The organism is Streptomyces sp. NPDC001920, from assembly GCF_053594495.1.
Genome location: NZ_JBSFEP010000004.1, coordinates 282,738 through 295,721, shown reverse-complemented (window position 1 = coordinate 295,721; position 12,984 = coordinate 282,738). Strand labels below are relative to the sequence as shown.

The window sequence follows — 12,984 nt, the reverse complement described above, 5'->3', positions numbered from 1 at the left end:
CGTTGTGACGGATCCGCAGCACACCCAGCAGCATCCGGCCACCCAGCACCCGCAGCCCGACTTCCCCGCCCAGGACCAGCCCCACCCCGGATGGACCGGGCCCATGGACCCGCCGCCGGACCACGGCGAGGAGAGCTACCGCGGCACCGGCCGGCTGCAGGGGCGCGCGACCGTCGTCACCGGCGGGGACTCCGGCATCGGGCGGGCTGTGGCCCTGGCGTTCGCCCGGGAGGGCGCCGACGTGCTCTTCACCCACCTCGACGACGAGGCGGACGACGCGCGAGAGACGGCCCGGCTCGTCGAGGACGCGGGCCGCAAGGCGGTCGCCGTGGCCTGCGACATCCGTACCGAGGACAACTGTCGGGCCCTGATCGACCGCGCGGTCGAGGAGTTCGGGCGCATCGACGTCCTGGTGAACAACGCCGCGTACCAGATGTCCCAGCCCGACGGCATCGAGGCGATCACCACCGAGCAGTTCGACCGGGTCATGCGCACCAACCTCTACGGCATGTTCTGGTTGACGAAGTTCGCCCTGCCGCACATGCCCGAGGGCAGCAGCGTCATCAACTCCACCTCGGTGCAGGCTTACAAGCCCAGCCCGCATCTGCTGGACTACGCGATGACCAAGGGCGCCATCGTGACCTTCACCCAGGGGCTGGCCCAGATGCTGGTCGACCGCGGCATCCGGGTGAACGCGGTGGCGCCGGGACCGGTGTGGACGCCGCTGATCCCGGCGACGCTGCCCGACACGGCCGAGTTCGGCAAGCAGAGCCCCTTGGGGCGTCCGGCCCAACCGGCCGAACTGGCCCCCGCGTACGTCTATCTCGCCTCCCAGGAGGCCAGTTTCGTCACCGCGGAGATCCTCAACGCGACGGGCGGGACGCCATTGCCGTAACCCGGACGGACCGGGGCGTACGGCGAGGCCGGCGATCCCGCCGTACCGCCACCTTGTTCCCGCGAACGCGTCAGCCCATCGGCCGGATGGGTCAGCGCGGCCGGTACGTCGGGCTGCGTACCGGCCGCGCAGAGCGCATGGTGGTGGCATGAGCACGCGTCCCCCCGTGGTGGTGTCGCCGCCGGCGTCGGACGGCGGGCGTCAGGTGACGATCCACGACGAGCCGGCGGGCACCGCGTACAGCCTGTTCGACGTCCTGGACCTGGTGCACCGCGCCGACCTGCCCGCCGAGGACCGGGCCGTCGACGATCCCGAGCTGATCGAGTGGCGCGGGGGCGGACCGTACGACTGGAACGAGCCGGACACGTCGCAGAAGCCGAACGGCTGAACGCGGCCGCCACCCTCGGATGTCCGAGGTTCCCGTGCCGGCGCCGCTGCCCTTGACTGGAGGCGGCAAGTCCGAACGGACCACGACATCACGGGGGCACACATGAACCGCAGGAAGAGCATCGTCGCAGCCGGCCTGGCCGGCACCGTCTCGGCCCTGGCCCTCGCCGCGGGCGGCGTGGCCGCGCCCGCCCACGCCGCGGCCCGGGCGGGCACCGTCGACTGCGACGGCTGGGTGCACAACAACAACCCGGACCACGGCATCGCGGGCTGCAAGAACAACACCGACCGCACCGTCACCTTCCGCGCCGAGATCGTGTGCGGCTGGGCGCCGGACGTCTCCGGCCAGTGGGTGACGCTGGCCCCCGGCCAGTACGGCGAGTCGTCGGGTGTCTGCGCCGTCTACAGCTCGGGCGTCGGCAGCGTGGGCTGGACCATCCAGTAGCGCAGGGCCACCGGCCCGGTGTGCGCTCCGGGCCGGGGCCGAACACCGGGCGGAAGCTCCCCGGCGGCGCCTGCCTCCCCGGCGGGCGCCGCCTCGGCCGCCAGGTCGGTCCAGACCTCGTGCGCAGAGCCGGACGCCGCTTGCGAGTGCGGCCCGGCGGTGTGTCCGTCTCCCGGCAGCGGGGTACGCGGCGACCGACGGAAGGGGAGACCCATGCGGTTCCGTGACCGCGACGAGGCCGGGCAGGAGCTCGCTGAGCAGCTGCGCCTCCGGCAGGAGAAGGGCATCCTGCCGCGCCCCGTGGTGCTCGCCCTGCCCCGAGGCGGCGTCGCCGTCGCCCGGCAGGCGGCCCGGGTGCTCCAGGCTCCGCTCGACGTGCTCGTCGTACGCAAGATAGGAGCCCCGTTCCACGAGGAGTTCGGCGTCGGCGCGCTCGCGGGCGACGACCCGCCGCTCTTCGACGAGGCGACGCTGTACCGGCTGGGGCTGAGCGAGGCCGATCTGGCACCGGTGGTGGAGCGGGAGCGCGGCGAGCTGCGGCGGCGTGAGGAACGCTATCGGCAGGGCCGCCCGGCGCCGCCGCTGCGCGGCCGCACCGCCGTGGTCGTGGACGACGGCATCGCGACCGGCTCGACCGCACGCGTCGCCCTGCGCGCCGTGCGCGGCAGGCAGCCCGAGCGGCTGGTCCTCGCCGTACCGGTCTGCGCGCCGGAGGCGGCACAGGAACTGCGCCGCCAGGTCGACGACTTCGTCTGCCTGCACGAGCCGAGTCTGTTCAGCTCGGTGGGGGAGTGGTACGAGGACTTCGGCCAGCTGTCCGACGCGGATGTGCTGGAGGCCCTGCGCGGCGACTGACGCCACGGCGTCCGTGCCGAGGAGAGGGTCAGCCGGAGCCGGCCGTGCCCGCGCCCGGCCGGGAGGGGGGTTCGGTCAGGGTCAGCGCGCCGTCCGGGTCCAGGGCGAGGTGCGTGCCGTAGGCGATGCGGTCGAGGGTGGCGTGCAGCCAGGCGCGGTCCTCGGCCGGTGCCGGTTCCAGGCGCAGACGGCGGGCGAGGAACGGCAGCATGCGCAGCCCGGTGAGTTCGCCCGTGTCCGCCGCCACCGTCACGAAGTAGGCGATCCGGAGGTCGTCGCGGTACTCCTCGTAGCCCGGGATGCCCTCGTAGTCGTCGATGAAGTCGCCGCAGCCGTGCAGGATCAGCCGGTTCCGGTAGACCTCGACGGGGCGGGGGTGGTGGGAGGAGTGACCGTGCACGACGTCGGCCCCGCCGTCCACCAGGGCGTGCGCGAAGCGGCGCTGGTCGCGGGAGACGAGATAGCCCCAGTTGGAGCCCCAGTGCACGGACACGACCACCACGTCGCCCGGCCGCTTCACCCGCCGTATGCGCCGTACCGCCGCCGCGGCCGTGGCGGGCGACAGCTCGGGGGCGTAGGCGACGCCGGGCAGCTCGGCCGTCGCCGCCCAGCCAGGGGGGATGCCGCTGCTGCCGAAACCCAGGGCGAAGACCAGCACACGGCCACCGCGGGGGAGCGGGAGCGCCACCGGCGCGTACGCCTCCTCGGCGTCGCGGCCGGCCCCCGCCGTCCGCAGACCGGCCCCGTGCAGCACGTCCAGCGTCTCCTGAAGGCCCGCGCGCCCGAAGTCCCGTACGTGGTTGTTGGCCAGGACGCAGACATCGGGCCGGGCCACCGAGAGAGCGGGCAGGTTGGCCGGATGCATGCGGTAGTGGACCGCCTTGCCGGGCTCGAAGGCGGCACCGCGCGTGACGGACGTCTCCAGGTTGACGATCCGGACGTCCGGCGCGTTCGCCTCCAGCGCCCCGAGGGCCTCACCCCACGGCCAGGACGGGCCCACCGGCGCCGGGACGGGTCCGTTCACCGCCTCCGCCATGCTCACGTAGGCGCGGGCGTCGGTGACGTACCCCTCCCGCAGCGCCGGGTCACCGGGGCGGGCCAGGATCTGGTCGACGCCGCGTCCGAGCATCACGTCGCCGCAGACGAACAGCGTCACCGTGCCGCCGCTCATGTCTCCACCCTACGAGGGCCGCGGTGCTCCCGGGGCCGTGCGCCCTTCCCGGAGCCCGCGGGACGAGCCGTTGCGGGGCACGGTCGCCCGGCGCGATAGCGTGCGGCCCGCGCGGGTACTCCGCATCTGCGACGCCGGGCGCCGCGGACCACCTTGACGCGGTGCGCACGGCGGCGGTTCGAGCCGCGGGAGGCCGGCATGGACCTGGTCGAGGAGGCTGCCCACCGCTTCCGTATCGACCCGCACGGACCGATGCGGGTGCCGGGCGTGGTGTTCGCGTCCCGGGCGCTGCTGCGGGACGCCGACAAGTCGCTGGAGCAGGTGGCCAACGTCGCGACACTGCCCGGGATCGTGGGCGCGTCGTACGCCATGCCCGACATCCACTGGGGCTACGGCTTCCCCATCGGCGGCGTCGCCGCGACCGACGTGGCCGACGGCGGTGTCGTCTCGCCCGGCGGGGTCGGTTTCGACATCTCCTGCGGCGTACGGCTGCTGGCGGCCGACACCGACCACCAGGGGCTCGGGCCGGCGCTGCCCGACGTGATGGACGGCCTCGACCGGGCGATCCCGCGCGGCGCCGGCCCCGGCGGGGTGTGGCACCTGACCGGCCCCGGGCAGCTGGAGCGGATCCTGCGCGGCGGTTCCCGGTACGCGGTGCGGGAGGGCCGGGGCGAGGAGCGCGACCTGACCCGCTGCGAGGACGGCGGGGCGGTCGCCGACGCCGACGTGGCCCAGGTGAGCGCGCGGGCCCGGGAGCGCGGCCTCGGCCAGGTCGGCAGTCTCGGATCGGCCAACCACTTCCTGGAGGTGCAGCGCGTCGACGAGGTGTACGACCCGGTGGCCGCCGCCGCGTTCGGACTCGCCGTCGGCCAGGTGTGCGTGATGATCCACTGCGGTTCCCGCGGCCTCGGCCACCAGATCTGCACCGACCACGTCCGGGCCATGGACACCGCGATGGCCCGTCACGGCATAGAGGTCCCCGACCGCCAACTCGCCTGTACGCCGGTGGAGTCGCCGGAGGGGCACAGGTACCTCGGCGCGATGGCGGCCGCGGCCAATTACGGGCGTGCCAACCGCCAGCTGCTCTCCGACGCGGCCCGCCGGGTCTTCCGCCGTGCCGCGGGCACCCGGCTCTCCCTGGTGTACGACGTGTCCCACAACCTCGCCAAGATCGAGACGCACCTCGTGGCCGGAAGGCGCCGCACCCTGTGCGTGCACCGCAAGGGCGCGACCCGGGCGTTTCCGCCCGGCCATCCGGAGCTGCCGGAGGATCTGCGTGCGGTCGGCCAGCCGGTGCTGATCCCCGGGACGATGGGCACCGCCTCGTACGTCCTGGTCGGGGTGCCCGGCGGGGACGCCTTCTTCTCCACCTGCCACGGCGCGGGCCGTGTCCTCAGCCGCCATCGCGCCGCCCGCGCCGTCGGCGGCCGGGAACTGCGGGCCCGTCTGGAGTCGGCCGGCATCGCGGTACGCCCGCGGTCCCTGCGCGGCCTGGCCGAGGAGACCCCGGAGGCCTACAAGGACGTGAGCGAGGTGGTGGCCGCGAGCGAGGGCGCGGGGCTGTGCCGGACGGTGGCTCGGCTGGTGCCGCTGGGGGTGGTGAAGGGCTGAGCGGGCGGGGGCGGCCGGATGCCGTCGCGTGCGCCCGGCCGCCCCGGCGGCTCACACGTCCACGGTCACCGCACACGACCACCCGTACGGATCAGGCCCGAAGCGCAGCCCGTGCCAGGAGATGCCCTTCGGCGTGCCGCCGGTGACCTCCACGTCGGCCAGTTCGGCCAGCGCGAGGCGTACGTCCAGGTCGCCGTCGGTGGCGTCGGCCTCCAGGTCGACGGGCACCCGGCCGTCCACGTCGAGGCGGTAGACGACCTCGTCGAGCAGTGCGGTCAGCAGATCCTCGTCGCTCTCCTCGGTGAGCCGCACGCGCTCCACCGAGGTCGGCCGTACGGCCGTGACGTCGGCGAAGCACTCCACCATGCCCAGCGCGGCCTCCACCAGACAGCGCTCGCGGCTCGCGCCCCACGCCTCGATCCGCACGTCGGCCGTGTGCGGCACGGCGCGATGGCCGCTTCCGCCGCTCCGCCGTGTCTGGATGTCGTCGTCCGTGTCACCGACCATCGGCACCACCTCATCCGCTCATGCCGTCCGGGCGCTCGGGCTCTCGGTCCGCTCAGGCCCGGGCGCCCGGCTCCGAGGTCCTGTGGAACGGGGAGCGGCGGGTGTGCCGCCGTTGCCCGTGGGGGCGGTGGTGGGTCGCCCCGCGCTTCACCAGGGCCAGGCCCAGGCAGAACAGGAGCGCGAGAGCAAGACCCGAGCAGAAGACCGCCAACGTGTTCATGGTCGCGAGCTCCTGGCCCAGCACGGTGACGGGGTGGTCCGGGCCACCGGAGAGGTTGTCGGCGATGACCAGACCGGTGAAGACACCGGTGGCCGCGAGGAGGAGCAGTCCGAGCACCAGCATCCGAGTCACCTCCGGGAGAGGGCGCTGCACGCGTAGGGGTACCCGCGACCGGGCATGGGATACCGCCGGAGCGATGATCCCGTCGGGGCGGCCGACAGGCGGAGCCGTTCTCCGCCGAGCGCATGCACCGGCGCAGACCCATTGACCCCAGGCATCTGAAGGAAGGCCGCCGTCGACGAACGGCGCGGATCGGCGACGCGCGCGCGTCCGGCCGTCACCCCAGCAGCGCGGCCGTGCACTCCTCGGTGAGGTCCTCGGCGTGCGGCGGCAGCGGGTTCCCCGCGCGCAGGTGGCGGCGGACCACGGTGAGCGGCAGCTCGACCACGGCGAGGGTGACGCGGTCGCGGCCCTCCTCGTCCGTGGCACCCAGGGCCTCGGCGAGGGCGCCCAGGGAGTCGAACACCCGTCCGTTGCCGGAATCTGCGCGACGGGTGTGCTCCTCGGACCACTCGGCGCGGCCGAAGTCGGCGGCACCGTAGAGGAGCAGGGCCGCCTCCTGCGGGTGCTCCCGGCTCCAGCCGACCACGTGCCGGGCGGCCGCGCGCGCCGCCCGGCGGGGGTCGCTGTGGCTGACGAGGACGGCGTGGTAGCCCTCCTGGAATCGCTCGACCGTGCGCAACCACACCTCGGCGAGGAGTGCCGTGCGCCCGGCGAAGCGGTGGTAGACGGAGCCGCTGGGGGCGCCGACGGCCTGGGCGACCGCCGACATGGTCACGGCGGCCGGTCCGCCGGCGGCGGCCAGGCGGACGGCGGCGTCGAGGAGTTGATCGGTGTCGAAACGGGGTGGGCGCGCCATGAATCAGAGGGTACTCTCTAATTAATTGGAGAGAGGTCTCCAATATGGTTGAGGGGAGAACCTGTGGGCGTTCACAACGTGCACGAACGGCTGTTGGCGGCCGAGGAGAGCGAGGTGGGGGCGCTGGTCGAGACTCTGGCGAGCGGGGACGGCGACCGGCTGTGGCCCGGCCGCGACTGGTCGCCGATGGAGTTCGACCGCCCACTGGGACCGGGCGCGGTGGGCGGCCACGGCCCCGTGCGTTACACCGTGTCGGGACATGTGCCCGGACGCTGGATCCGCTTCGAGTTCACCGGGCCCAAGGGGTTCCACGGCTTCCACGAACTGGCCGTCCTGCCGGCCGGGCCCGGACGCACCCGGCTGCACCACACGCTGACGATGTCCACCAGCGGACTGGCCCGGCTCACCTGGCCGCTGGCCTTCCGCCCGATGCACGACGCCTGCCTGGAGGACGCCTTCGACCGCGCCGAACTGGCCTGCACGGGAACGGTGTCGCGCCCGGCCCGCTGGTCCCCGTACGTCCGCTTCCTGCACGCCCTTGCCTCCCGCGCCGTCCGCCGCCGCGTGGGAGGTGACCCCGCCCGCGGCTGAGGCGGGTGGCGCGGGCTTCGGTCGTCTACCCGCGCGGCAGCACCGTGACACGACGGAAGTTGCACTCGTCCCCCGTCGGCGACCCGGCGGGGGACTGCCGGTGCTGATGGGCCTTGAGCGCGGCGCTGACCAGGCTCATCAGCAGGTCGACGTCCGTGTCGCAGTCGAGATGCACGGTGACCCAGCCGGAACCCGGCACCAGCCGGATCGCGGTCGACTCCCGGAGGTCGTCGTGGAAGCGCCCGATGACCGATGTCGTCAGATGCAGGTCCACGTCCCGGTCGGAATGGAAGTGCACGATCTCGCTGTGGACGGAGCGCAGTGCCCGCCCTGCGCCGCAACTGGTCGGACCCGAGCTGAGATCGGGCCAGACCTGAAGTTGCTCCATGGCGCGCTGGGCCAGTGTCATGTGCCCATAGTCGCCCGATCACCGCTCGGCAACCAGAGGTTGAGCGAACCGTAACCGTCGTGTGAGGTGATTCGATCACCGAACCGTCACACACGGTGAAGGTCTGCTCCGGCGGGGTCGGAGTACACGGGCACGGCGATACCGACGTGCCCGGCGATGCACAGGTGTCCCGTGTGGCGAGGGCCGAACAGCCAAGTCCCGCAGGCGCGGGCAGGGGAGGGGCGTCAGCGGGCCACCGCGGTCGGCGGCAGGCCCTCGTGGGCCGCCCTCAGCAGGGCGAGCACGCCGTCCGCCGTGACCGGTCGGGGGTTCGCGTACGCCTGGCCCGCGGTCTGCGCGGCCGCCACCGCCAAGTCGTCCTCGCGCAGGCCCAGTTCGGCCAGCGAGCGGGGCGCGCCCAGGCGCCCGGCCAGCTCCCACAGGGCCGTCGACGCGTCGGCCGCGCCCAGCGCGCGGGCCACCGCGTCGGCCGCGTCCCGAGCGGCGGGAGCGTTGTGGGCCAGGGCGTACGGCAGCACCACCGTGTGCGTCTCGGCGTGCGGCAGATCGAAGGTGCCGCCCAGGACATGGCACAGCTTGTGGTGCAGGCCCATGGTCGTGGCGCCCAGGCAGGACCCGCACAGCCAGGCCCCGTACAGCGCGCGGCCACGCGCCCCGAGCGATGTGGGATCGCCGGCCACCTGCGGCAGGGCCCGCGCCAACGCCCGTACGCCGTCCTCGGCCATCAGCTGGACCAGGGGTGAGGTGTCCGGGGCGTACAGCGCCTCGACGGCGTGCGCGAGCGCGTTGACGCCGCTGGTCACGGAGAGCGGCACGGGAAGGGACAGGGTGAGTTCCGGGTCGTAGACCACGCTGCGGGGCTGCACCCGCGCATCGCGGCCGGTGCGCTTCACACCGTGTTCGGTCAGTCCCCAGACCGGGGTCATCTCCGACCCGGAGTACGTGGACGGCACCGCGATCAGCGGCAGGCCGGTGCGCAGGGCGACGGCCTTGCCCAGCCCGATCGACGAGCCGCCGCCGACCGCCACACAGCCGTCGGCGCCGGCCGCGCGGGCCGCCCGTACGGCCGCGTCGGCGACCTCGGCCGGTACGTGCATCCGGGCCCGGTCGTGCACCCCGACGCACCGCGGCCCGAGCGCGTCCGCGACCGCCCGCGCCGTGTCCGCGCCCCTCGTCCCGCACACCACGAGCACCCGCCGCAGTCCGAGCCGCTCGGCCTCGCCCGGCGTCGCGGACAGCGCCGCGCCCGCCCGGAAGACGACCCGCACGGGCCGGCTCTCGTAGGAGAAGTCCAGGTCGTCCCTCACGCGCGCTCCAGTACGAGGTCGAAGCGGGCGTGCCGGAAGGGGTTCGCCACGCCGAGATCCCGTGCCGCCGACGGGTCGTCGACCGGCGCGAAGTCCGCGACCAGTCGCGGCTTGACGGCGAACACCGCGTCCGAGTCCAGGTAGTCGCTGCCCGCCACGAAGACATGGGTGGTCACCGGGGCGTGCCCCTCGGCCGAGGCGATGAAGTGGATGTGCGCGGGCCGGTAGGGATGCCGCCCTGTGGCCCGCAGCAGACCGCCGACCGGCCCGTCCGTCGGGATCGGGTACGGGCTCGGCACACATGTGCGGAACCAGAACCGCCCCTCGTCGTCCGCGGTGAACAGCCCGCGGCCGTTGCCCGCGGGCTGCACGCCGGGCTGCTGCACGTCGTAGAAGCCGTTGCCGTCGGCCTGCCACACGTCGACCACCGCGCCCGGCAGCGGGCCGCCGTCCCGGGAGAGCACCCGGCCGCTCACCACACAGGGCTCGCCGCCGCCCACGAGGTCGATGTCCGCGCCGAGTTCGCGTACCGGCGACTCGGTCATGTGGAACGGACCCAGAACCGTCGACTCGGTGGCGCCGGGGCCCTGCCGGTTGTTGATCGTCTCCACGAGCATCGACAGGCCGAGCACGTCCGACAGCAGGATGAACTCCTGCCGCGTGTCCGTGCACGCCTGCCCGGTCGCCGTGAGGAACCCGATCGCCCGCTCCCACTCCTGCTGCGTCAGCCTCGCCTCCCGCGCGAAGGCGTGCAGATGCCGGACGAGCCCGGTCAGCAGCTCCCGCAGCCGCGGGTCGGCCGATCCCCGCAGACTGTCGACGACCTCGTCGGTGACCGTCCTGTCACCCGTCATGTCGGCTCCTTCCCCGCCCGTGCCGCACGATCGCTCCTGTCCACCGTGCCCGAGAATCCGGCGCGGCGCGTCCGCGCGCGGCCCCGCGGCGGCCCTCGGCCGCGCCGACGTGCCGCACCACCGCACCCGTCGGGGCGTACGAGGAGGGCGCCCGCGTCGCAGATCCCGCCCGGTTCCGCCCGGTCACCGTACTGACCTTCGTGACTCCCGGCCCGGTCCGGCGACGGCCGCCGCGATGTCGAGGGGCGTGGGCGGTCCGCACCCGCCTCGCCCTTCCGGGAACAGGGAATGGTGCGGCGTTCGTGGGTGGCTGATCACGGGGCGGCGTTCCCGAGACAGTCCGCGCCTGCCGCCGGAGGTGCCGGCGGGTGCGGTGAGCGAGCGCCATGACGACCGCGGAACACCCCCACCCGCGCGGCACTTCGCCGGGCGCGTCGGCGGCTCCTGACCGGCCGCCCGCTCCTGGCATGCCGGACGGCGGCGTCGCCGTCCGGCGGTGCGCCCGTGCCTTCGGTGTACGACCCGTGTCGGCGGTCCGGCGCGGCGGCCGACGGCCGGTCCGGGCGACGCACCCGGGAACGAGGCGCCGTCCTGCGGGCGTTGCGCCGTCAGGGCGGCACCAGGTCGCCGCCGCGGCGGCGTCGGAGATCGCCCGGTCGCCCTCGTACCGCGGTCCGCGTGCGTACCGGGACGGGACGACCCTGGGGCGCCGAAGCCGTGAATCGCCTCGACGCCCCTGGTCGCGTGAGGGGCCCGAAGCCCCCGGCCGCGTGATGCGCCGGGTCGCCTCAGCGTGCCCCGGTCCAGTTGTGCGCCACGTCGATCACGACCCGGTCCGTGGCCACCCATACCCGGAACGGCAACCGTGCCCGGACGCCCAGTCCGATCTGCGTGTCCCCTTCGAAGCTCCCGGCGAACCGGGCGTCCCTGAAGGTGCGGTACCCCGTGAGGTCCACGCCGGTCAGACGCTGACCGGCCCGCGCGGGGTACGTGGGCTTGCCGGTGTCGGGGTCGTAGGCGGGGGCGGCCACCCGCACCTCCAGCACGGCTCCGCCGGCGACGGGAATGTGGTTGCCCGAACCGTCCTGGTAGAGGCGGCTGACGTACCGCACGGAATAGCCGAGGTCACGGGTGCCCGCGCCGGGAACGTCGACGACCATGCGGTCGAAGCAGGTGTGCCGACCGGTCCTGATGTTCGTCACCGACTCCGACGTGGCGGCGGAGCGGGTCTTGGCCGTGCTGCCCCAGCCGGTGGGGCAGGCGGTGGCCTGGGTGGTGGTGGTCGTGGTGGCCTCGGCCGGGACCGCCGCCACACCCGCAGTGGCGGCCATGAGCGCCACGGTTGTCGCCCATGCGATTTTGTTTCGTCCCATTTCATCCCCTGGAAGGGTGGTGTGTCTGATATCAGGAAAGACATCCGACTCAGCGGAATGGTTGCACCGTTGCGGAGTTCCCCGATCCGGGCTGTCCAACGACCGGCGGCCCGTTCGGGAACCGGCGCGGGACCCGGAACGTTTCACATGAACGGCTGCCACTCGCGGGGCAGTACGTCTACCAGGGGGGCGATGTGACGCGGTTGGTCGTCATAGGGGGCGGGATCGCCGGCGCCGGTGCCGCTCTCGCCCTGCACAAGGCCGGCTTCGACGTCACCGTGCACGAGTCGCATCCCGACTCCGCCGAGGACATCGGCGCGTTCCTCACACTCGCGAGCAACGGCATGCGCGCCCTGGCCCAGCTCGACGCCTCGGAAGCTGTCACCGGGATCGGCTTCCCGCTGACCTCGATGCGGGTCCTCGACGACACGGGCGCCGTGATGGCCCGGGTACCGCTCGGCGAGGCGGGCACCCCGCGTCTTCGCTACCGCTGCCTGCGACGCGGCGAGCTGAACGCCGCGTTACAGGCCGAAGTCACGCGCCGAGGCATCGAGATACGGCACAGCGCGCGCCTCGTCTCGGTCGAGGACGGCCCGGACGCCGTCACCGCCCACTTCGCCGACGGCACCGCGGCGACCGGTGACCTGCTCATCGGGGCCGACGGCCTGAACTCCGCCGTGCGGCGGGCCGTCGCGCCCGACGCACGCCCCGGTTACGCGGGCCAGTACGTCTTCTACGGCTACACGGACACCGCGCCCCCGGTGGACGAGGACGAGACCATCACCATGGTGCGCGGCAGCGGCACCGCCTTCGGGTACGCGACATCTCCCGAGGGGGAGACGTACTGGTTCGCCCGGGTCCGCGACGCACCGTCGGCAGCCGACGCCCTCGCGCACGGCACGCCGGCCCGGTGGCGCGACCTCCTGCTGCCGCTGCTGCGCGAGGACGCCACCCCCGCGGCGGACCTCGTCGCGGCCACCGACCGCCTCATGGTCACCAACGCCACCGAACTCCCCACCGGCACACCCTGGCGCTCCGGCCGGTCCCTGATCATCGGCGACGCGGCCCACGCGGCGTCCCCCGCCACCGGACAGGGCGCCTCCATGGCCCTGGAGGACGCCGTCGTCCTCGCCAAGTCCCTGCGGGACGCGCCGGACACCGATGCGGCGCTCGGTCTCTACGAGAGCCTGCGCCGTCCCCGCGTCGAGCAGAACATCACCGTCAGCGGAGCCATCACGCGAGGCACCCACACCCCACCGGGCCCCGGGCCCCGTACCGCGCCCGCCGACCGGGCGGGCGACGACCGGCTCGTACGGCAGCTGGAGTGGCACACCGACCTCAAGGCGCTCCGGCCGCCCCCGCAGACCACCGACCGCGCCCAGAGCCCGCGACGCCCGCCTGGTCCGAACGACGAAACCTAGACCGATGGTGCGGCCAACC

The 12,984-nt window shown here is 73.9% G+C and carries 15 protein-coding genes; 7 read left to right on the top strand and 8 right to left on the bottom strand.

Features of this window, described 5'->3' with window-relative positions:
* The first annotated feature begins 4 nt into the window (after nt 1–4).
* From ACWCPI_RS08890 to ACWCPI_RS08875, 4 genes are all read left to right on the top strand, one after another.
* The gene (locus tag ACWCPI_RS08890; protein WP_451037449.1) at nt 5–895 is read left to right on the top strand and encodes an SDR family oxidoreductase; all 891 of its coding nucleotides are present in this window, start codon (nt 5–7) and stop codon (nt 893–895) included.
* A gap of 148 nt (nt 896–1,043) precedes the next feature.
* Nucleotides 1,044–1,283, top strand: a complete 240-nt coding sequence (locus tag ACWCPI_RS08885) for a hypothetical protein (protein ID WP_388805698.1) — start codon at nt 1,044–1,046, stop codon at nt 1,281–1,283.
* Nucleotides 1,284–1,385: 102 nt separating this feature from the next.
* Nucleotides 1,386–1,727 carry a hypothetical protein gene (locus ACWCPI_RS08880; RefSeq protein ID WP_388805695.1) on the top strand — a complete coding sequence of 114 codons (342 nt, stop codon included), beginning with the start codon at nt 1,386–1,388 and terminating at the stop codon, nt 1,725–1,727.
* A 213-nt stretch (nt 1,728–1,940) separates the two neighbouring features.
* A complete protein-coding gene (locus tag ACWCPI_RS08875; RefSeq protein ID WP_451037448.1) occupies nt 1,941–2,582 on the top strand; it encodes a phosphoribosyltransferase in 642 nt (213 codons plus the stop codon).
* Nucleotides 2,583–2,610: 28 nt separating this feature from the next.
* Here ACWCPI_RS08875 and ACWCPI_RS08870 read toward each other — a convergent pair whose 3' ends face one another.
* Nucleotides 2,611–3,753 carry a CapA family protein gene (locus ACWCPI_RS08870; protein ID WP_451037447.1) on the bottom strand — a complete coding sequence of 381 codons (1,143 nt, stop codon included), beginning with the start codon at nt 3,751–3,753 and terminating at the stop codon, nt 2,611–2,613.
* A gap of 198 nt (nt 3,754–3,951) precedes the next feature.
* On the opposite strand from ACWCPI_RS08870, the gene ACWCPI_RS08865 reads away from it, so the two are divergent.
* On the top strand, nt 3,952–5,364 hold the full coding sequence (locus ACWCPI_RS08865) for an RtcB family protein (protein ID WP_451037446.1): 1,413 nt from the start codon (nt 3,952–3,954) through the stop codon (nt 5,362–5,364).
* Between the two features lie 51 nt (nt 5,365–5,415).
* Here the strand turns inward: ACWCPI_RS08865 and ACWCPI_RS08860 are convergent, their stop codons facing one another.
* The 3 genes from ACWCPI_RS08860 to ACWCPI_RS08850 all read right to left on the bottom strand — a co-directional run bounded on the left by ACWCPI_RS08860 (nt 5,416) and on the right by ACWCPI_RS08850 (nt 7,010).
* Nucleotides 5,416–5,871, bottom strand: a complete 456-nt coding sequence (locus ACWCPI_RS08860) for an archease (RefSeq protein ID WP_451037445.1) — start codon at nt 5,869–5,871, stop codon at nt 5,416–5,418.
* Nucleotides 5,872–5,923: 52 nt separating this feature from the next.
* Entirely contained in the window at nt 5,924–6,214 is a 291-nt protein-coding gene (locus ACWCPI_RS08855; protein ID WP_451037444.1) for a hypothetical protein, read from the bottom strand.
* A gap of 214 nt (nt 6,215–6,428) precedes the next feature.
* A complete protein-coding gene (locus ACWCPI_RS08850) occupies nt 6,429–7,010 on the bottom strand; it encodes a TetR/AcrR family transcriptional regulator (RefSeq protein WP_451037443.1) in 582 nt (193 codons plus the stop codon).
* A gap of 63 nt (nt 7,011–7,073) precedes the next feature.
* On the opposite strand from ACWCPI_RS08850, the gene ACWCPI_RS08845 reads away from it, so the two are divergent.
* Nucleotides 7,074–7,601: an SRPBCC family protein gene (locus ACWCPI_RS08845; RefSeq protein WP_451037442.1), complete on the top strand. Its 528-nt coding sequence runs from the start codon at nt 7,074–7,076 to the stop codon at nt 7,599–7,601.
* Between the two features lie 25 nt (nt 7,602–7,626).
* On the opposite strand, the gene ACWCPI_RS08840 is transcribed toward ACWCPI_RS08845, so the two are convergent.
* The 4 genes from ACWCPI_RS08840 to ACWCPI_RS08825 form a co-directional block, all read right to left on the bottom strand.
* Nucleotides 7,627–8,010: a luciferase domain-containing protein gene (locus ACWCPI_RS08840; RefSeq protein WP_451037441.1), complete on the bottom strand. Its 384-nt coding sequence runs from the start codon at nt 8,008–8,010 to the stop codon at nt 7,627–7,629.
* A 224-nt stretch (nt 8,011–8,234) separates the two neighbouring features.
* On the bottom strand, nt 8,235–9,317 hold the full coding sequence (locus tag ACWCPI_RS08835; RefSeq protein WP_451037440.1) for a maleylacetate reductase: 1,083 nt from the start codon (nt 9,315–9,317) through the stop codon (nt 8,235–8,237).
* Nucleotides 9,314–10,171 carry an intradiol ring-cleavage dioxygenase gene (locus tag ACWCPI_RS08830; RefSeq protein WP_451037439.1) on the bottom strand — a complete coding sequence of 286 codons (858 nt, stop codon included), beginning with the start codon at nt 10,169–10,171 and terminating at the stop codon, nt 9,314–9,316. Before ACWCPI_RS08830 ends, ACWCPI_RS08835 begins: the two co-directional genes overlap by 4 nt.
* 788 nt (nt 10,172–10,959) lie before the next feature.
* Nucleotides 10,960–11,544 carry an AMIN-like domain-containing (lipo)protein gene (locus ACWCPI_RS08825; RefSeq protein ID WP_451037438.1) on the bottom strand — a complete coding sequence of 195 codons (585 nt, stop codon included), beginning with the start codon at nt 11,542–11,544 and terminating at the stop codon, nt 10,960–10,962.
* A gap of 194 nt (nt 11,545–11,738) precedes the next feature.
* Here ACWCPI_RS08825 and ACWCPI_RS08820 point away from each other — a divergent pair, with 194 nt between their 5' ends.
* The gene (locus tag ACWCPI_RS08820) at nt 11,739–12,965 is read left to right on the top strand and encodes an FAD-dependent oxidoreductase (protein WP_451037437.1); all 1,227 of its coding nucleotides are present in this window, start codon (nt 11,739–11,741) and stop codon (nt 12,963–12,965) included.
* Nucleotides 12,966–12,984 lie beyond the last annotated feature (19 nt).